Genomic DNA, 17,870 nt, shown 5'->3' with positions numbered 1-17,870 from the left:
CGGCAGATAGGGCCGCCCTGCCCCATCCGGAAGGTTCAGCCGCGCTTGGCGGCACCCCAGGCCGCGTCCAGCCAAGGCAGGACCGCCGCCACGTCGGATGCCTCGACCGTCGCGCCGCACCACAGGCGCAGCCCCGGCGGTGCGTCGCGGTAATGGGCGGCGTCCAGCGCCACGCCCTCGGCCTCCAGATAGGTCACCATGCGCTGCGCGATCTCGGCCTGGTGCTCGGGCGCCAGGTCCCGGAAGCGCAGGCAGATGGAGGTGCAGGAGCGCGTGGCGGGGTCTTCGGCCAGGAATTCCGCCCATTTGCTGCGCGCCACCCAGTCGGCCACCAGCTTGAGATTGCCCTCGGCCCGCGCCACCAGCCCCTTCAGCCCGCCCACGCTCTCCGCCCAGCGCAGCCCGTCCAGCGCATCCTCGACACAGAGCATGGACGGGGTGTTGATGGTGTCGCCCTTGAAGATGCCCTCGATGAGCTTGCCGCCCTTGGTCAGGCGAAACACCTTGGGCAGGGGCCAGGCGGGCGTATGGCTTTCCAGCCGCGCCACGGCGCGGGGCGAGAGCGCCAGCATGCCATGCGCGGCCTCACCCCCCAGCACCTTCTGCCAGGACCAGGTCACGACATCGAGCTTGTCCCAGGGCATGTCCATGGCGAAGGCCGCCGAGGTGGCGTCGCAGATGGCCAGGCCCTCGCGGTCGGGCGCGATCCAGTCCCCATGGGGCAGCCGCACGCCCGAGGTGGTGCCGTTCCAGACGAAGACGCAATCCCGCGCCCAGTCCACGGCGCCGAGGTCGGGCAGCTTGCCATAGGGCGCCTTCAGCAGCCGCACATCGGGCAGCTTCAGGGCCTGGGTGATGTCATTCGCCCATTCGGCGGAAAAGCTCTCCCAGGCCAGCACATCCACCCCGCGCGGCCCCAGCAGGGACCACAGCGCCATCTCGACCGCCCCGGTGTCCGAGGCGGGCACGATGCCCAGCCGCCAATCCGCCGGCATGCCGAGGATGGCGCGGGAGCGTTCGATCACCTCGGCCATGCGGGCGCGGGAGGCGGGGGCGCGGTGACTGCGCCCCAGCAGCGCCCCCTCCAGCGCGGACAGCGAGAAGCCCGGCCGCTTCGCGCAGGGGCCGGAGGAGAAATACGGGCGTTCGGGCTTCAGCATCGGCGGGATTCTCAGACGGGGGCGGCGCGGGCGATGGCCAGGAAATCCTCGGCGACGAGGCTGGCGCCCCCCACCAGGGCGCCGTCCACCTCGGGCAGGGCCAGGATGGATTTCGCGTTGCCCGGCTTCACCGAGCCGCCATAGAGCAGCCGCGTGGTCCGCGCGGCGGGGCCGAAGCGTTCCACCAGGGCGGCGCGCATGGTGGCGTGGATGGCCGTGATGTCGTCCTCGGTCGGCGTGCGGCCGGTGCCGATGGCCCAGACGGGCTCATAGGCCACGATGCCGCCGGCGGTCACGAAACCATAGGGGATGGACCCCTCCAGCTGGCCGCGCACCACCGATTCCGCGAGGCCGCCCAGGCGCTCGGCCTCGGTCTCGCCCACGCAGACGATGGGAATGAGGCCCGCGGCCAGCGCCGCCTTGGTCTTGGCCAGCACGACGGCGTCATTCTCGGCATGGTCGGCCCGGCGCTCGGAATGGCCGAGGATGACATGGGTGGCGCCCACATCGCGCAGCATGGCCGCGCTCACATCGCCGGTATGGGCGCCCTTGGCGGCGGCGTGGCAATCCTGCCCGCCCACCGCGACGCGCCCGCCCAGCAGCACCACCGACACGGTGTGGAGATGGGGGAAGGGCGGGCAGACCAGCAGGTCCACGCCCTCCACCCCCTCGCGCACCGCCTCGGCGAGGCGCGCGGCCTCGCGCACGGTCCCGTGCATCTTCCAGTTGCCGGCGATGAGGGGACGAATCCCTGGGGTCATGGGCCTGCTTCCTTCTTTGCGGGGGAGGGATAGCCGAGGCCGGTGTTTGGCAACAGCCCGTGGGCGCGCTATGCGCGCGGGATGATCACCTTCATGCGCCGCATGGCCGCGACCTGGGCCGCCAAGGTCCTTTTCATCCTCCTGATCCTCTCCTTCGCCGTCTGGGGGATCGAGGACATGATCCGCGGCATCGGCCGGGACGACAGCGTCGCCCGCGTCTCGGGCCAGGCCATCGAGGCGCCCGAGGCGCAGGAGGCCGCGCGGCGCGAGTTGCAGCGCATCAGCCGCGCGCTCCAGGGCCGGTTCGAGCCGGACGCCGCCATGCGCCGCGCCGTGGCCGAGCAGGTGGTGGAGGGCCTGGTCCTCGACCGCGTGCTCCAGCAGGAGGCGGCGCGGATGGGCGTGGTGGTGCCCGATGACGCGGTGCGCGACTATGTGTTCCGCATCCCCGGCTTCCAGGGGGCGGATGGCCGCTTCTCGCGCGAGATCTTCAACAGCTTCCTGCGCAACAACGACATGAGCGAGCCCTTCTTCCTGGGCCTGCTCCGCACCGACCTCGCCCGGCAGCAGATGTCGGGCGCGGTGCGGGCGGGCGCCGCCCTGCCGGAGACGGCCGGGCGCCGCCTGCTGGGCTGGTCGCTGGAACGGCGCAGCGTGACGCTGGTGGAACTGCCCTTCGCCCAGGCGCCGGAGCCCGAGGCGCCGACCGAGGCGCAGCTCGCCCGCTTCCACGAGAACAACCCGGCCCTGTTCTCCACCCCCGAATTCCGCGACGTCAGCGTCATCACCATGAACGCCGAGCGGCTGATGGCCGCGGTGGAGGTGAGCGAGCGCGAGATCGAGGACGCCTACGCCGCCGCCCGCGACCGCTTCGAGGTGGCCGAGCGCCGGCGCATCCAGCAGGTGATCGTGCAGGAGGAGGCCCAGGCCCGCGCCCTGGCCGAGGCCTGGGCCGCCGCCCCCGACTTCGCCACCTTCCAGGCCGCCGCCCGCGCCGAGGGCGCCGCCGCCAGCGAATTGCCGCCCACCACCCAGGCCGAGCTGCCCATCGCCACCCTGGGCGATGCCGCCTTCGCCCTGGCGCCGGACACCATCTCCGCCCCCATCCAGTCGCCCTTCGGCTGGCATGTGCTGCGGGTGGTGGAGGTGACGCCGCCCAGCCGGCGTGAACTGGCCGAAGTGCGGGACGAACTCCGCAACGAGATCGCGGCCGAGCGCGCCGCCGATGTCGCCTTCGACCGCGCCAACCGCATCGAGGATGCGCTGGCCGGGCGCGTGGGGCTGGCCGACATCGCCCAGCGCTATGACCTGGCCTATGCGCGCGTGCGGATGGACGCGACGGGCCAGACGCCCGAGGGCACGCCCGCCGAACTGCCCGTGGCGGACGCGGCGCGCGAGGCCGCCATCCGCGCCATCTTCGCCCAGGCGCCCAACGCCGATGTGCGCCTGCAGGAGGGCGATTGGGGCTTCATGGCCGCCCAGGTGAACGAGGTGATCGCCCCCAGCCTCATCCCGCTCGAGGAGGTGCGCGAGGAGGTGGTGGCGGCCTACATGGCCGATGCCCGCCGCCGCGCCCAGGATGCGCGCGCCGCCGCCCTGCTGGCCGCGGTGCGGGGCGGCCAGACCCTGGCCGCCGCCGCCGAGGCCGCCGGCATCACCGCCGAGGCGCTCGGTCCCTTCGGGCGCGAGCCGGGCGGCGGCAACCCCATGCCGCGCGACCTGCTGGCGCCCACCTTCGAGCTGGCGGCCAATGGCGTGACCATGGTGGAGCTGCCGCAATCCTTCGCCGTGATCCAGCTGACGGGCGTGACGCCGGCCGACCTGACGGGCCAGGAGCAGCCCATCGCCGCCGTGCGCGCCACGGGCGCCCAGCGCATGGCCGACGACATCGAGCGGCAATACCAGGCGGCGCTGCGCGCGCGCGCCGATGTGCGGATCAACCCGCGCATGATGGACCGCGTGGCGGGGAATTCGCTGCCATGAGCGGCCCGGACAGCGCCTTCCGCGACGCCTATGCGCGCGGCGAGAACCAGCTTCTCTGGCGCGAGCGCGTGGCGGACCTGGAGACGCCTGTGGGCGTCTTCCTGAAGCTTGCCCACGGCAAGCCGCATTCCTTCCTGCTGGAGAGCGTGGAAGGCGGGGCCGCGCGGGGCCGCTTCTCGGCCGTCGGCATGGCGCCGGACCTGGTGTGGCGCTGCCGCGACGGGGTGGCGGAGTGCAACACCCAGGCCCTTTCCGCGCCCCATGCCTTCGTGCCGGAGGAGGCGCCGGCGCTGGAGGCCCTGCGTGCCCGCGTCGAGGCGCTGCGGATGCCCCTGCCCCCCGGCATGCCGCCCATCGCGGCGGGGCTGTTCGGCTATCTCGGCTACGACATGGTGCGTCTGATGGAGCGCCTGCCCAGCACCAACCCCGACGTGCTGGGCATCCCCGACGCCATCATGATCCGGCCCACGCTGGTGGCCGTCTTCGACCATGTCCGCGACGCGCTGACGCTGGTGACACCCGTCTGGGCCGAGGCCGGCGGCGATGCCGAAGCCGCCTGGTCCGAGGCGCAGGCGCGGCTGGACGAGGCCGAGGCCGCCCTGGCCCGCCCCCTGCCCCGCCCCGCGCCCCCGCGAAGCTGGCGCCGCAGCCCGCCCCCGTGTCGAACTTCACGCCCGAGGGCTACATGGCGGCCGTGGAGCGCGCGCGGGAATACATCCGCGCGGGTGATGCCTTCCAGATCGTGCCCTCGCAGCGCTTCACGGCGCCCTTCGCCCTGCCGCCCTTCGCCCTCTATCGCGCGCTGCGGCGGATCAACCCCGCGCCCTATTTGTTCTTCTTCGACCATGGCGGGTTTGCCGTGGTGGGGGCCTCGCCCGAAATCCTGGTCAGCGCCAAGGATGGCGAGGTGACGATCCGCCCGCTCGCCGGCACGCGCCGCCGCGGCGCCACGCCCGAGGAGGATGCGGCGCTGGAGGCCGAGCTTCTGGCGGACCCCAAGGAGCGGGCGGAGCATTTGATGCTGCTCGACCTCGGGCGGAACGATGTGGGGCGGGTGGCCGCCATCGGCTCGGTCCGCGTCACGGCGCAGTTCCGCATCGAGCGCTATTCCCAGGTGATGCACATCGCCTCCGAGGTGCGGGGGCGGCTGCGGCCGGGGCTTTCGGCGCTGGACGCGCTGCAGGCGGGCTTCCCGGCGGGCACGCTGTCGGGGGCGCCCAAGGTGCGCGCCATGGAGATCATCGAGGAGCTGGAGCCCTCGCGCCGCGGCCTTTACGCGGGCGGCGTGGGCTATTTCGGCGTGGACGGCAACATGGACATCTGCATCGCGCTGCGCACGGCGCTGGTGAAGGAAGGCCAGCTGCACGTCCAGGCCGGCGCCGGCGTGGTGGCCGACAGCGACCCCCGCGCCGAGCATGAGGAATGCATCGCCAAGGCCCGCGCGCTGTTCCGCGCGGCGGAGGAGGCGGTGAGGTTCGCGGCGGGGGGCGGGTAGGCCCCCCGTCCGATCGTCGTCGGCGCAGCCGGCGGCGTAAATCGGCCGGGTAGCGCCGTCCGATCGTCCCGGCGCAGCCGGGGCGTGAATCGGCCGGGCGGAAAAGCTACCTCCGCTTTTCCTCGATCGCGTCCCAGATGGCGCGTTCCAGGTGGATGCCGTCGAAGCGCGCCAGCTCCTGCAGGCCGGTGGGCGAGGTGACGTTGATTTCGGTGAGGTAGCCGCCGATCACGTCAATGCCCACGAAGATCATCCCGCGCTTCTTCAGCTCCGGCCCGATGCGGGCGCAGATTTCCCGCTCGCGGTCGGTCAGCTGCGTGGGTTCGGCGCGGCCGCCGACGTGCATGTTGCTGCGCGCCTCGCCCTCGGCGGGCACGCGGTTGATGGCGCCCATGGCCACGCCGTCAATCAGGATCACGCGCTTGTCGCCCAGGCGCACGGCGGGGAGGTATTGCTGGACCACCAGGGGTTCGCGCGAGCGTTCGGTGAACATCTCCACCAGCGAGTTCAGGTTGGGGTCATCCGGGCGCAGGTGGAAGACGCCCGCGCCGCCATTGCCGAAGAGCGGCTTGACGATGATGTCGCCATGCTTCGCGCGGAACTTCGCGATCTGCCGCGTGTCGGCCGTCACCAGCGTCTCGGGCATCAGCTCCGGGAAATGGGTGACGAAGAGCTTTTCCGGCGCGTTGCGGACCTGGGCGGGGTCGTTCACCACCAGCGTCTTGGGGTGGATGTGTTCCAGGATGTGCGTGGCCGTGATGTAGGCCATGTCGAAGGGCGGGTCCTGGCGCATCAGCACCACATCCACGTCGCGGCCGAGGTCGAGTTCCACCGGCTCACCGAAGACGTAGTGGTCGCCCTTGGCGCGCTTCACCGTGACGGGGTGCGCCTGGGCCAGCACGCGGCCCGCGTTCAGCGAGAGGTGGCGCACATGGTAGTGCCAGAGCGTGTGGCCGCGCGCCTGGGCTTCCAGCATCATGGCGAAGGTGCTGTCGCCATCGATGTTGATGCTCTCGATCGGGTCCATCTGGACGGCGACGCGCAGCGCCATGGTCAAGCTCCTTGCTCATTGTCGAGCGGCTGATTCACGGCTTCGGCAAGATGGCCGAAGCCGATCAGACGCTGTGATGTGCCACGCGCGGGCGCGTCAGGCCAGCAGGCTGCGCCCGGTCATGGCGGCGGGCTGGGGCAGGCCCATCAGCGCCAGCAGGGTGGGCGCGATGTCGCCCAGCCGCCCCTCGCGCAGCACCGCCCCCTCCGGCCCGCCCATCAGCAGTACGGGCACGGGGTTGGTGGTGTGGGAGGTGTGCGGGCCGTCATTGGCCGGGTCGCGCATCAGCTCGGCATTGCCGTGGTCGGCCGTCACCATCAGGGCACCGCCCTGGGCGCGGATGGCATCCGCGATGGCGCCGAGGCCGCGGTCCACCGCCTCGCAGGCGCGGATGGCGGCGGAAAGGCTGCCGGTGTGGCCCACCATGTCGGCATTGGCGAAGTTCAGCACGATCAAATCATGCGCGCCGGAGGCGATGGCCTCCACCGCCTTTTCCGTGAGTTCCGGCGCGCTCATCTCCGGCTGGAGGTCATAGGTCGCGACCTTGGGCGAGGGCACCATGATGCGCGTCTCGCCCGCGAAGGCCACCTCCTCGCCGCCGTTCAGGAAGTAGGTGACGTGGGGGTATTTCTCCGTCTCGGCCATGTGCAGCTGGGTGCGGCCTGCGGCACTCACCACCGCGCCCAGGATGTCCTCCATGGATTGCGGCGGGAAGATCGTGCCGATCAGCGGGTTCAGCTCGCGGGCGTATTCCACCAGGCCCAGGCTGGCCGCGAAGCGTGGCGAACGGGGACGGGCGAAGCCCGTGAAGCCCGGGTCCAGCAGGGCCGCCAGGATCTGCCGCACGCGGTCGGCGCGGAAATTGAAGCAGAGGATACCGTCGCCATCCGCCATGCCCCCATGGCCGGGCAGGACGGAGGCGGGCAGGAATTCATCATGCTTGTCGGCGGCGTAGCAGGCGCGGATGGCGGCGTCGGCGCTCTCGGCCTGGTTGCCCTCGGCCAGGACCATGGCGCGCCAGGCCTGCTCCACCCGCTCCCAGCGGTGGTCGCGGTCCATGGCGAAGTAGCGGCCGGTGATGGTGGCGATGCGCGCCCGCTTCAGCGCGCCGAATTCCTGTTCCACCACGGCCAGCGAATCGCCGGCCGCGCGCGGCGCGGTGTCGCGCCCATCGGTCCAGGCATGCAGCGCGACCGGGATGCCCGCCTGGTCCAGGATTCGGGCCAGGGCCAGGGCATGGCGCTGGTGCGAATGCACCCCGCCCGCCGAGATCAGCCCCACCAGATGCGCGGTGCCACCGCTGGCCTGCATGGCGGCGACGAAGTCGGCCAGCGGCGCCATGCCCTCCAGGCTGCCATCGGCGATGGCGGCATCAATGCGCGGCAGGTCCTGCATCACCACCCGGCCGGCGCCGATGTTCAGGTGCCCCACCTCGCTATTGCCCATCTGCCCCTCCGGCAGCCCGACATCGAGGCCCGAGGTGCGGAGGTGGTTGCGCGGGCAGGTGGCCCAGAGCGCGTCGAAATTGGGCGTCCGGGCCAAGGCCACGGCATTGTCCACGCTCTCGGCGCGATGGCCCCAGCCATCCAGGATCACCAGCATCACGGGCTTGGTCATGCGCAACTCCCTCTCCGCGCCCAAGGCCTTACGGCGGAACGGGCGGGCTGTCAGCCGGGGGGGTTGAGCAGGCGGGTGATGAGTTCTTCGTCCGCCGGCAGGGCGCCGTCCAGCATCAGGTGCGCCAGGCCATGCACCATGCCCCAGGCGCGCAGCGCGGCATCGGGTGAGGGCGCGGCGGCGTAGAGCCCCGCCAGCGCGGCGTCGGACGCCTGGGCCAGCGCCGGGTGCTGCCGGGACCGTTGCAGCAGGGGGCCGAACATCAGCCGGAAGCGGCCAGGCCGGGCGAGGGCGAAGCGGAGGTAGGCGGGGCCCATCTCGGCCAGCGGCCGCCCGCCGAGGGCCGCGCCGAACTGCGCGAAGTGTCGCGCGGCGAGGGCGGCCAGCAGCGCCTCCTTGTCCGCGAAATGCCGGTAGGCGGCGGTGGGGGAGACGCCGGCCATGCGCGCCACCTCGCGCAGCGACACCGCGCCATCCCCGCCCTGGTCCAGCAGCGTGTCGGCGGCATCGAGCAGGGCGGCGCGCAGATCGCCATGGTGATAGGGCTTTTCTGATGTTGACACCGCTCACATTCCCGCTATGTTCACATCGTCAACATAAGGGGTGCGGGCGTCATGTCCATGCTGCAAGTGCATCTTTGGTCCTCGCTGCTGGCCGCGGCGCTCATTCTCTCGGTGCTCGCGCTGCCCAAGGGCACGGCGCGGCACCGAATGGCCGGAAGGGTGGCGGTGGGGGCCTGGGCGCTGGCCGCCCTCTCCTCCTTCGGGCTGCCGGCCTTCGGCACCCTCACGCCCATCCATGCGCTGACCTTGCTGACGCTGGTGATGCTGCCGCTGGGCATCCACTACGCGCGGCAGGGGCGCATCGCGGCGCACCGCACCACCATGCTGGCCACCGCGGGCGGGCTGCTGACGGCGGGCGTCTTCGCCACCGTCATCCCGGGCCGCTACCTCTATGGCGTGGTCTTCGGCTGAGCCTCGCGCAGGGCCGCCACCTCGGCCCGCAGCGCGCGGATTTCGCGCAGCAGGGCGTGCTGCTCCTCCTCCACCTCGCGGGTATGGGCGTCGGCCGCGACCGTGGCGGGGTCGCTCGCCTCGCGCTGCTTCCGCAACGTCTGGATGCTGTCCACGATCACGCCGATGAACAGGTTCAGCACCACGAAGGTCGCGATCAGGATGAAGGGCACGAAGAACATCCAGGCCAGCGGCTGGTGCTCCAGGATCGGGCGGACATTGGCCTCGGACCAGGATTCCAGCGTCATCATCTGGAACAGCGTGTAGAGGCTCGATCCCAGCGTGCCGAAGCGGTCTGGCAGGATCTCGCCGTAGAGCTTCGTCGCCATCACCGCGAAGACGTAGAAGATCAGGCCCATCAGCATCACGATGGAGCCCATGCCCGGCAGGGCGTGCAGCATGGCCTCCACCACCAGCCGCATGCTGGGCACGACCGAGACCAGGCGCAGCACGCGCAGGATTCGCAGCGCCCGCAGCACCGACAGCGGCCCCGTGGCCGGCAGCCAGGCGATGGTGATGATGGCCAGGTCGAACAGCCCCCAGGGGTCGCGGAAGAAGCGGCCACGGAAGGCGTAGATCCGCAGCGCCACCTCCAGGGTGAAGATCACCAGCAGCGCCCGGTCCAGCACCGCCAGCACCCCGCCCCAGCGGGCGGAGATGCTGTCGCTGGTCTCCAGCCCCAGCGTCACGGCGTTGAACAGGATCAGCCCGATCACGACCTTCTGGAACAGCGGCTCCATGACCAGGCGCGCGGCGCGCGCGCGCAGGTCGCTGCCGGAATCGGCGCTGGTGAGGGCTTCCTGCATGTGGGGCAATGTCCTGTTGGTGCGCGCATGGAATGGGCGCGCGCCATACCGGGATCAAGCCCCGCAGGTCAAAGGGGAATTGCCGGATATCCGAAGAGCCAGGGATGGGCGATGAGGAAGACCAGCCAGGCCAAGGCCCCGCCCGCCCAGACGACGACCGGGATTTCCGCCAGCACCAACCGGTTCCGCCCCGCCAGGATGGCGCCGAAAGGCAGGATGGAGGTGACGGGGCCGAGCCGCGCCCACATCTCCGGGCTCCGCGCCGCCACCTTCCGGTCAATGGAGGGCATGCCGACCAGCGCCGTCACCAGGAAGGCGCCGAAGAAGAAGACGCCGCCCAGGCTGCCCTTCGCGATCAGGTGGATCAGCCCCCACAGCGCGAAGGACCACAGCATGGGGTGGCGGGTGATGCGCTGGATGCCGCGCGGCTCGGGTGTGGTCAGCTTGCCACCCACCACGGTGGGGTTGGGCGTGGCGACCGAGGCCACGAACAGCACGAAGGCCGGCAGCATCAGCAGCGCCAGCACCCAGCGCAGCCAGTCCGGCGTCAGCCACAACCCCACATAGGGGGCCGCGCCCCAGGCCTGCACGAGCAGGATGATGGCCAGGACCGACAGCAGGGAATAGCCGATGGTGAAGCCGCGCTCGCCCAGCCGCGCGGCCAGCTGCCCGCGCACCGCCGTGCCCGCGATGCCGAAATGCACCCCCACCCAGAGGCAGGAGGCCAGGATCAGGAGGAACATGCTCATCCGCGCAGCTTAGGCGGGTCTCCACCTGCGGTGGTAGGGATGATTCGCGCGGATGCACTGGGCGCGGAACAGCTGTTCGGCCAGCAGCGCCCGCACCAGCAGGTGCGGCCAGGTGAGCGGGCCGAGCGAGAGCACATGCTCCGCCCGCGCGGTGACGGCGCCATCCAGCCCTTCGGCGCCGCCGATGGCGAAGGCGATGGGGCGGGCGGTCTGTTCCCAGCGTTCGGTCAGCGCGGCCAGGGCTTCGGAGGAAGGCGCGGGGCCACCCAGGTCCAGCGCCACCAGCAGGCCATTGGCCGGCAGGACGGCCAGCAGCGCCGCCCCTTCCCGCGCGCGGATCTCGCCCGCGCTGCCGCGTGCCTCGGGCAGTTCCACGAGGTCGAGCGGCGGGCGCAGCCGGGCGTTGTATTGGGCGAAGAGCGCGCCCTCCGCCCCCGACTTGAACCGGCCGATGGCCAGCAGCCGCGCCTTCAAATGGGCGATTGCTCGCCGGGGGCCGCTTCGCCCAGCGGGCTGTCGGGACCCCACATCTTCTCCAGGTCATAGGCCTGGCGCGCTTCGGGCTTGAACAGATGGATGACGAGGTCGCCCGCGTCGATCAGCACCCAGTCCTCGCTGCCCTGGATGGCGTCGCGCTTCAGGCGCAGGCCTTCCTTGCCCAGGTTTTCCACGAGGTGCGCGGCCATGGCCTCGATCTGCCGCTCCACGAGGCCGGTGGCGATCACCATGCGGTCGGTGAAGCTGGCGCGGCCGGTGACGTCGAGCACCACCACATCCTCCGCCTTGTCATCCTCCAGGCTCTTCACCGCGACGGCGACCAGCGCGGCCAGGCGGTCCCGGTCCATCGGCACGCGCTTGCCCGCCTTGCGGCGCGGGGCGATGGGGCGGGGCTTGGCGGCGGCGTCGGGCTTGGCCTCGCCGGCGGCGCGCTTGGGCGTCGCGCCGGAGGCGCGCGGGGCAGACGTCGCGCCGGAGGCGCGCGGGGCGGACGTCGCGCCGGAGGCGCGCGAGGCCGACGTCCCGGAGGAAGAGCGTTTGGGTGACGCAGCGCTGGAAGCGCGCGCGGCGGCACCCGTGGCGCGCGGCTTCACCGTTCCGGCGGCGGCGCGCGGCGTCGCGGCGGAGGTGCCGCGCGGCGTGGCGCGCACATTGGCCGTGGTGCCGCGCTTGGCCGGCATGGGCTCGGGCGTCGCGGCACGGCGACGTGGGGCGGGCTTGGCGGCCGGCGTCGCGGCGGCGCGCCGGGCGGGAGCCGGCGCTTCGGCACGGGGGCGGCGGGCCGGGCTGGCCTCGGCGGGGGCGGCACGCTTGCGCGCGGGCGCCTGTGCCTCGGACCGCGCGGCGCGGGGGGCCTTCCCGGCGGTGGGGGCGCGGGTCGGCGTCGTCTTGCCGCCGGCGCGCGGCTTGGTGTCGCCGCCATCCCGGGTGGCGGTCGTCCGGGCCGCGCCACGCGGGGCCGATGGCTTTGCCGCGCCTCGCGGGGCTGCCGTCCTGGCACCGCCACGCGGGGCGACCGGCTTGGCATCGCCGCGCGGCGCCGCCTTCTTCGAGGCGTCCCGCTGCGGGGCCTTCGCCGCCGCTTCGCGCACCGGGGGCTTGGCCCGGGTGCTGGGCTTCGTCGTCCGGGCCGCGGGCTTGCGGGCGGGCTTCTTCGTGTCGTCGGGTGTCCGCGCCATGTCCTGAACTCTAGCTCCTCGCCCCCGCGCGGATCGCGGTGGCGGAAATGGATCGCTCGGCGGCCGGGATGAAGCACCATGCCCCCTCCCCCGCTTGCAGCAACCCGTCCTGTGGGGTCAACGCCAAAAGCCCGCCGGCGTCGCGGCGGGTGTGGCGCAGCACGCTGGCCGCGCGCCCACGCAGCGCCATCCGGCTGTAGCCCGGACGCGGCAGGACCGCCAGCGCCGTTTGGCGCGCGATCTCCCGCCAGCGCCGCCAGCGCGGCAATTGCAGCAGATTGTCCGCGCCCAGCACCAGCACGAAAGCCACGCGGCGGAAGCGCACACGCAGCAGCGCCAGGGTGCGGAAGGTGTAGCGCGAGCCCAGGCGGGCCTCGATGTCGGTCGCGACCACCCGCACGCCATCGGCCACGCGGCGCGCGCTGGCCAGGCGTTCGGCGAAGGGGGCCATGCCGGCGCTGGGCTTCAGCGGATTGCCGGGCGAGACCAGCATCCACACCTGGTCGAGCCGCAGCGCCCGCAGCGCCACCTCCGCCACATGGCGGTGGCCCTCATGCGCCGGGTTGAAGCTGCCGCCCAGCAGGCCGATCCGCGCGCGACGCCCATCGCCGGCCGGGCCGGGGGCGGCGCGCGAAGGGCGCGCGGGGATGGTCTTGGCGTTCCTCACGCGGGCAGCCTAGCCCGCGCGGCACGGAAAGGAAGCGCGTTCAGCCCCGCACCTGCCCCGTGCCGGTGATGCGATAGCGATAGGTGCAAAGCTGCTCCAGCCCCACCGGGCCGCGCGCGTGCATCCGGCCCGTGGCGATGCCGATCTCGGCGCCGAAGCCGAACTCGCCCCCGTCGCAGAACTGGGTGGAGGCGTTCCACAGCCCCACCGCCGAATCGATCCCGGCCAGGAATTCCTCCGCGGCGGCGGCGTCCTCGGTGATGATGGCTTCCGTGTGCTCGCTGCCGAAGCGGCGGATATGGGCGAGCGCCCCCTCCACCCCGTCCACCACCGCGATGCTCAGCATGGCGTCCAGCCATTCCGTGGCGAAATCCTGCTCGGTCGCGGCGGGCAGTTCGGGACAGATGGCGCGGGCGCGTTCATCGGCGCGGAAGCCGCAGCCCTTGGCCGCCAGGTCCGCCACCAGCAGGGGCAGCAGGGAGGGCGCGATGGCGGCGTCCACCAGCAAAGTCTCGGTGGCGCCGCAGACGCCGGTGCGGCGCAGCTTGGCGTCCAGCAGCACCGTGCGCGCCATGTCCGGGTTCGCCGCCGCATGGACGAAGCTGTGGCAGAGCCCCTCGGCATGGGCCAGCACGGGCACCCGCGCCTCCTCCAGCACGCGCGTCACCAGCCCCTTGCCGCCGCGCGGGATGATGAGGTCCACCAGGCCCGACCCGCGCAGCATGGCGCCCACGAAGGCGCGGTCCTGGGTGGGGGCGAGCTGGATCACATCCTCGGGCAAGCCGACCTCCGCCAGGCCCGCGCGCAGGCAGGCGGCGATGGCGCGGGCGGAATGGGCGCTCTCGCTGCCGCCGCGCAGGATGACGGCGGAGCCGGCCTTGAGGCAGAGCGCCCCGGCATCAGCGGTCACGTTGGGGCGGCTCTCGAAGATCATGCCGATGACGCCGAGCGGCTGCGCCACGCGGGCGAAGCGCAGCCCGTTGGGGCGCGTCCATTCGGCCAGCACGCGGCCCACGGGGTCCGGCAGGGCGGCGACTTCCTCCAGCCCCTTCGCCATGGCCTCGATTCGGGCGGGGTTGAGCACCAGCCGGTCGCGGAAGGCGGCGGTGAGGCCGGGGGCGGCGTCCAGGTCGGCCGCATTGGCGGCGAGGATGGCCGCCGCCTCGGCGCGCAGCCGTGCCGCCGCCGCGCGCAGCGCCGCATCCTTCACCGGGCCTGGCGCGCGCGCGACGAGGGCGGCGGCGGCGCGGGCGGCGCGGCCGGCGGTGTCGAACAGGCGGGCGGCATCATCGGTGACGGCGTTCACGGGACCCTCATCTTTCGCGCGCATCCATGGCAGGCGCGCCACACCTTGTCGGGTGTCGCGACCGTTACGGCAAGGCTTTGCTTGCGCGGGGCTGCCGTGCGGGCATAGTGTCCGGGCGCTGGCGTCCGGCCGGTCCAACTGGCCGGCACGCCGCAGACTAAGTCCGCACGGGGCACCGCCCCGCGTCGGGCACTCGTAATCTTGCCGCTTTCGTCGCGTGCCATGGGGGTGGCTGTGTCGGGGGGCCGGGGTGAAGCCCGGGACGGCAAGGCCGATTGGGGGAGTTTTCGGGGATGATCTTTCAACCCATGGCACGCGCCCGCCGCCTGTCCGCGCCCGTGTTGGCGCTGGCCGCGCTGGGCGTGCTGGCGGCTTGCGGATCGCAGCAGCAGGCGCGCACGCCCGCCGCCAGTTCCACGCAAATCCGCAGCACCACGCCGCCGGGCCCGCCCGGCGACCCCTGGGGCCCCTGGATCCGTGAGGCCTCGGCCCGGTTCGACGTGCCCGAGGCCTGGATCCGCGAGGTGATGCGCCAGGAATCCGGCGGCCGCGCGCATGTCACCTCGCGCGCCGGCGCCATGGGGCTGATGCAGGTGATGCCGGCCACCTATCGCGAATTGCAGGCCCGCCACGGGCTGGGGGATGACCCCTACCACCCCTATGACAGCATCATGGCCGGCACCGCCTATCTCCGGCAGATGTATGACCTCTTCGGCTCGCCCGCCTTCCTGGCCGCCTACAACGCGGGGCCAGGCCGGCTGGAGGGCTTCCTCTACAACCGCCGCGGCCTGCCGCCCGAGACGCGCAACTACGTCGCCCGCGTGGGCCCCGGCGTGATCCGCCACAGCCCGAGCCGCCGCGCGCCGGCCGAGATCTACGCCGCCGCCGAAATCCCGCTGCAGGTGCCGCCCGGCCCGCGCCGGATGGACGCCGCCACGCGCCTCGCCCTCGCCGAGCAGCGCCAGATCCGCGAGCAGGGCGCCATGTTCGCCAGCCGCACGCCCGCCCCGGCCCCCGCGCCAGCGGCCGCGGCGCCGCCGGTGGTGCTGGCCTCGGCGCCCGCCCCCGCGCCGGTGATCTCGCCCAGCGGCGGGCGGGTGCTGCCCGACGGACGCATCGTCGTCGCCGCCATGGACCCCATCCCGGATGGCTCCACGCCCGAGGGCGCGGCGCGGCTGGCCGAGTCGCAGGGCGCGCTGCCGCCGCTGTCGGACTCCACGCCGCCGGCTCTGCCGGTGGCCGCCGCCCCGGCGCGCGGCCTGGGGCTGATCGGCACGGCGCAGGCCAGCACCCTGCCCGCGAGCTTCCGCCAGGCGCCGCGCCCGGCCAGCGCCCTCGTCGCGCCCGTGCTGGCCGCGCCGACCCGCACCGCGTCCACCCTTGCCGCGCCCACCCTCACCGCCCCGGCCCGCGCCACGCCCGTGGCGATGGCCCGCCCCTCCGCGCCGGCCGCGAGCTGGGGTGTGCAGGTGGGTGCCTTCCGCTCGCCCGAGCAGGCGCGCCGCGCGGCCGCGAACGCCCAGACCCAGGCGCGCAGCGGCGGCATGGTGCAGGTGATGGCGGTGCAGGTGTCGCAGGGCACGCTGTTCCGCGCGCGCATCACGGGGCTGAACCAGGCCGCCGCGCAGCAGGCCTGCGCGCGGCTGAGCGGCGGCTGCGCGGTCGTCGCGCCCGAATAAGGGAACCCGGGTAGGGAAATGGCTGCCGGGTTCAGCCCGGCAGCTTCACCTGGCCGCCCCATTCGCTGAGCAGGGCGGTCAGGCGCGGGTCCACATCCCGCGCCATCACCACATCGGGGCGCAGCAGGCGCAGCGTGTCCTCATGGCCGGCGCCGGCGCCCACGGCGACCAGGTCCACCTCCGGCCGCTCGGCCATCTCGCCGGCCCAGATGCTCTCATCCTCGACGCCCACCAGCAGGCGGTCGCACCAGCGGCGCGCCTCCTGGGTGATGGTCTCGGGGCAGGGGCTGCCATTGGCGGGCAGGAAGCCGATGCGCCAGCCGCGATGGCGCCAGCGCTCGATCACCTCGACGGCCAGCGGCAGGGAGACCAGCTTGCGGGCCGCGCCCCGGCCGGGGGTCAGCCCCTCCAGCAGCTCATCCGTGCGGACCACGGCGATGCCGGATTTCCGGCTGACGATGCCGAGCGAGAGCGCCGCCAACCTCGCGCAGCCCGCGAGCGACAGCCCCGAGGCCAGCCCCGCCGCCACCGCCGCCACCACGGCATCGCCGCCGCCCGCGGGGTCATGCACCTCGGACGCCTCGGCGCGGAAATGGCGCACCGTCTCGCTGCCATCGGCTTCCACCTGCAGCAGCGTCAGCCCGTCCGGCACGCGGGGCACCAGCACCGCGCCGAAACCATGCTTGCGGCTGAGGATGGAGGCGGCGATGGCCGCACTCGTCTCGTCATTCACGGCCATGCCGGTCTCGCCCGCCAGCTCATCGGGCTCGGGCATGATGAGGTCGGCGCCGGCGAAGCGCGCATGGTCGCCGCCCTTGGGGTCCACCACCACGCGGCGGCCGGAGGCACGGGCGGCGGCGATGAGCCGCGCGGGAATGTCGCCCGCCAGCACGCCCTTGCCGTAGTCGGACAGCACCACGGTGCTGGTGGCCGCCACCGCGTCGGTCGCGATCTTGATGAGGCGGTCGGCGAGGCGGGGATGGATGGGCTGGGATTCCTCGCGATCGGCGCGGAGCATGTGCTGCCCGCCGGCCAGGAAGCGCGTCTTGGTGGTGGTGGTGCGGCCGCCCTGCACCAGCAGCCAGGGCTCCACCCGCAACTGCCCGCCGATGAGGCCCGTCAGGTCGCTGCCCGCCGCGTCATCGCCCACCAGCGAGACGAAGGCGACGGCCGCCCCCAGCGCGGTGAGGTTGCGCACCACATTCCCCGCGCCGCCGGGAAGCGCCACCTCGCGGTCAATGTTGAGGACGGGCACCGGGGCCTCGGGGCTGACGCGGCCCACGGTGCCGAAGATGTAGCGGTCCACCATGGCGTCGCCCACCACCAGCACGGCGGTGCGGGAGAGGTTGTTCACGGCCTCCGCCAGTTCGGCGGGGCTGACCGCATCGCGTCCGGCTTGGGACATCGGGTCAAAAACCATGGATTTTCCTAACCCGCCGGGAGGTGGCAGCGCAACATATAGTGACGAAACATGTCCGCCGGGCGGCGGCACGTTTCCTTAACGACTTTCGCAGACAAAGGGTGCGGGCAGAAGGCCCGCGCGACGGATGAGCCGCCGCGCCACCGACGGGGCATCCACCATGGCGCCACCGAAATCCGGACGCGACGCCCGCCGCGCGTCGTGGGCATGAAACCCGCCATCAGCGATGTGCGGGCAACGCTGCGCGCGCTGCCGCCGGACAGCCTGGTGCTGGCCATGCCCGACCTGCCCGACCCGATGGCGCGGCGCATCGCCCTCGCCTTCCTGGAGGACGCGGCGGCGCAGGGGGTGGCCATGTCATGCCATGGCCGCGCGCGCAGTTGCTGCTGGGCGCCGCGCCCGGCGCCGCCGCCAGGGCCGGCGAGGCGCTGCACCGGCTCATCGGCACCCGCCCCACCACCTGGACCCTGCCCAGCGAGGCCGCCGA

At 73.0% G+C, this 17,870-nt stretch carries 15 protein-coding genes and 1 pseudogene; 4 read left to right on the top strand and 12 right to left on the bottom strand.

Features of this window, described 5'->3' with window-relative positions; translation table 11 throughout:
* Positions 1 to 35: 35 nt before the first annotated feature.
* Positions 36 to 1,160 carry a phosphoserine transaminase gene (locus ICW72_RS14365; RefSeq protein WP_191083337.1) on the bottom strand — a complete coding sequence of 375 codons (1,125 nt, stop codon included), beginning with the start codon at positions 1,158 to 1,160 and terminating at the stop codon, positions 36 to 38.
* An 11-nt stretch (positions 1,161 to 1,171) separates the two neighbouring features.
* Positions 1,172 to 1,909, bottom strand: a complete 738-nt coding sequence (gene tpiA, locus ICW72_RS14360) for a triose-phosphate isomerase (protein WP_223880982.1) — start codon at positions 1,907 to 1,909, stop codon at positions 1,172 to 1,174.
* A 93-nt stretch (positions 1,910 to 2,002) separates the two neighbouring features.
* On the opposite strand from tpiA, the gene ICW72_RS14355 reads away from it, so the two are divergent.
* Together ICW72_RS14355 and trpE are read left to right on the top strand one after the other, a co-directional pair.
* Complete coding sequence (locus ICW72_RS14355; protein WP_223880602.1) at positions 2,003 to 3,904, top strand: peptidylprolyl isomerase; 1,902 nt, start codon at positions 2,003 to 2,005, stop codon at positions 3,902 to 3,904.
* Positions 3,901 to 5,399, top strand: a pseudogene (trpE, locus tag ICW72_RS14350) (anthranilate synthase component I). Before ICW72_RS14355 ends, trpE begins: the two are co-directional and overlap by 4 nt.
* Positions 5,400 to 5,505: 106 nt before the next feature.
* On the opposite strand, the gene gshB reads toward trpE, so the two are convergent.
* The 3 genes from gshB to ICW72_RS14335 all read right to left on the bottom strand — a co-directional run bounded on the left by gshB (position 5,506) and on the right by ICW72_RS14335 (position 8,630).
* A complete protein-coding gene (gshB, locus tag ICW72_RS14345; protein ID WP_456300161.1) occupies positions 5,506 to 6,456 on the bottom strand; it encodes a glutathione synthase in 951 nt (316 codons plus the stop codon).
* Between the two features lie 90 nt (positions 6,457 to 6,546).
* Complete coding sequence (gpmI, locus tag ICW72_RS14340) at positions 6,547 to 8,067, bottom strand: 2,3-bisphosphoglycerate-independent phosphoglycerate mutase (protein ID WP_191083333.1); 1,521 nt, start codon at positions 8,065 to 8,067, stop codon at positions 6,547 to 6,549.
* A 50-nt stretch (positions 8,068 to 8,117) separates the two neighbouring features.
* Positions 8,118 to 8,630 (bottom strand): TetR/AcrR family transcriptional regulator, encoded by a 513-nt coding sequence (locus ICW72_RS14335; protein ID WP_191083332.1) that lies wholly within the window; start codon positions 8,628 to 8,630, stop codon positions 8,118 to 8,120.
* Positions 8,631 to 8,681: 51 nt separating this feature from the next.
* Between ICW72_RS14335 and ICW72_RS14330 the strand changes: the two genes are divergently transcribed.
* Positions 8,682 to 9,041 carry a DUF2306 domain-containing protein gene (locus tag ICW72_RS14330; protein ID WP_191083331.1) on the top strand — a complete coding sequence of 120 codons (360 nt, stop codon included), beginning with the start codon at positions 8,682 to 8,684 and terminating at the stop codon, positions 9,039 to 9,041.
* On the opposite strand, the gene ICW72_RS14325 is transcribed toward ICW72_RS14330, so the two are convergent.
* The 6 genes from ICW72_RS14325 to ICW72_RS14300 all read right to left on the bottom strand — a co-directional run bounded on the left by ICW72_RS14325 (position 9,020) and on the right by ICW72_RS14300 (position 14,308).
* Entirely contained in the window at positions 9,020 to 9,886 is an 867-nt protein-coding gene (locus ICW72_RS14325) for an ion transporter (RefSeq protein WP_191083330.1), read from the bottom strand. The two genes, ICW72_RS14330 and ICW72_RS14325, sit on opposite strands and share 22 nt — an antisense overlap.
* A gap of 68 nt (positions 9,887 to 9,954) precedes the next feature.
* Complete coding sequence (locus ICW72_RS14320) at positions 9,955 to 10,635, bottom strand: NnrU family protein (RefSeq protein ID WP_191083329.1); 681 nt, start codon at positions 10,633 to 10,635, stop codon at positions 9,955 to 9,957.
* A gap of 9 nt (positions 10,636 to 10,644) precedes the next feature.
* Positions 10,645 to 11,109 carry a 23S rRNA (pseudouridine(1915)-N(3))-methyltransferase RlmH gene (locus tag ICW72_RS14315; RefSeq protein WP_223880601.1) on the bottom strand — a complete coding sequence of 155 codons (465 nt, stop codon included), beginning with the start codon at positions 11,107 to 11,109 and terminating at the stop codon, positions 10,645 to 10,647.
* Positions 11,106 to 12,311, bottom strand: coding sequence for a ribosome silencing factor (gene rsfS, locus ICW72_RS21355; RefSeq protein WP_408639211.1), 1,206 nt, complete (start codon positions 12,309 to 12,311; stop codon positions 11,106 to 11,108). Before rsfS ends, ICW72_RS14315 begins: the two co-directional genes overlap by 4 nt.
* A 10-nt stretch (positions 12,312 to 12,321) precedes the next feature.
* Entirely contained in the window at positions 12,322 to 12,978 is a 657-nt protein-coding gene (locus ICW72_RS14305; protein ID WP_223880600.1) for a nicotinate-nucleotide adenylyltransferase, read from the bottom strand.
* Positions 12,979 to 13,018: 40 nt separating this feature from the next.
* Positions 13,019 to 14,308, bottom strand: a complete 1,290-nt coding sequence (locus tag ICW72_RS14300; protein ID WP_191083328.1) for a glutamate-5-semialdehyde dehydrogenase — start codon at positions 14,306 to 14,308, stop codon at positions 13,019 to 13,021.
* Positions 14,309 to 14,592: 284 nt separating this feature from the next.
* Between ICW72_RS14300 and ICW72_RS14295 the strand changes: the two genes are divergently transcribed.
* Positions 14,593 to 15,963: a lytic transglycosylase domain-containing protein gene (locus ICW72_RS14295; RefSeq protein WP_223880599.1), complete on the top strand. Its 1,371-nt coding sequence runs from the start codon at positions 14,593 to 14,595 to the stop codon at positions 15,961 to 15,963.
* Between the two features lie 31 nt (positions 15,964 to 15,994).
* On the opposite strand, the gene ICW72_RS14290 is transcribed toward ICW72_RS14295, so the two are convergent.
* The gene (locus ICW72_RS14290; protein WP_191083326.1) at positions 15,995 to 17,368 is read right to left on the bottom strand and encodes a bifunctional heptose 7-phosphate kinase/heptose 1-phosphate adenyltransferase; all 1,374 of its coding nucleotides are present in this window, start codon (positions 17,366 to 17,368) and stop codon (positions 15,995 to 15,997) included.
* Between the last annotated feature and the right edge of the window lie 502 nt (positions 17,369 to 17,870).

Source organism: Roseococcus microcysteis, from assembly GCF_014764365.1.
GTDB classification, from domain to species: domain Bacteria; phylum Pseudomonadota; class Alphaproteobacteria; order Acetobacterales; family Acetobacteraceae; genus Roseococcus; species Roseococcus microcysteis.
This window is presented reverse-complemented; position numbering and strand designations above follow the sequence as displayed.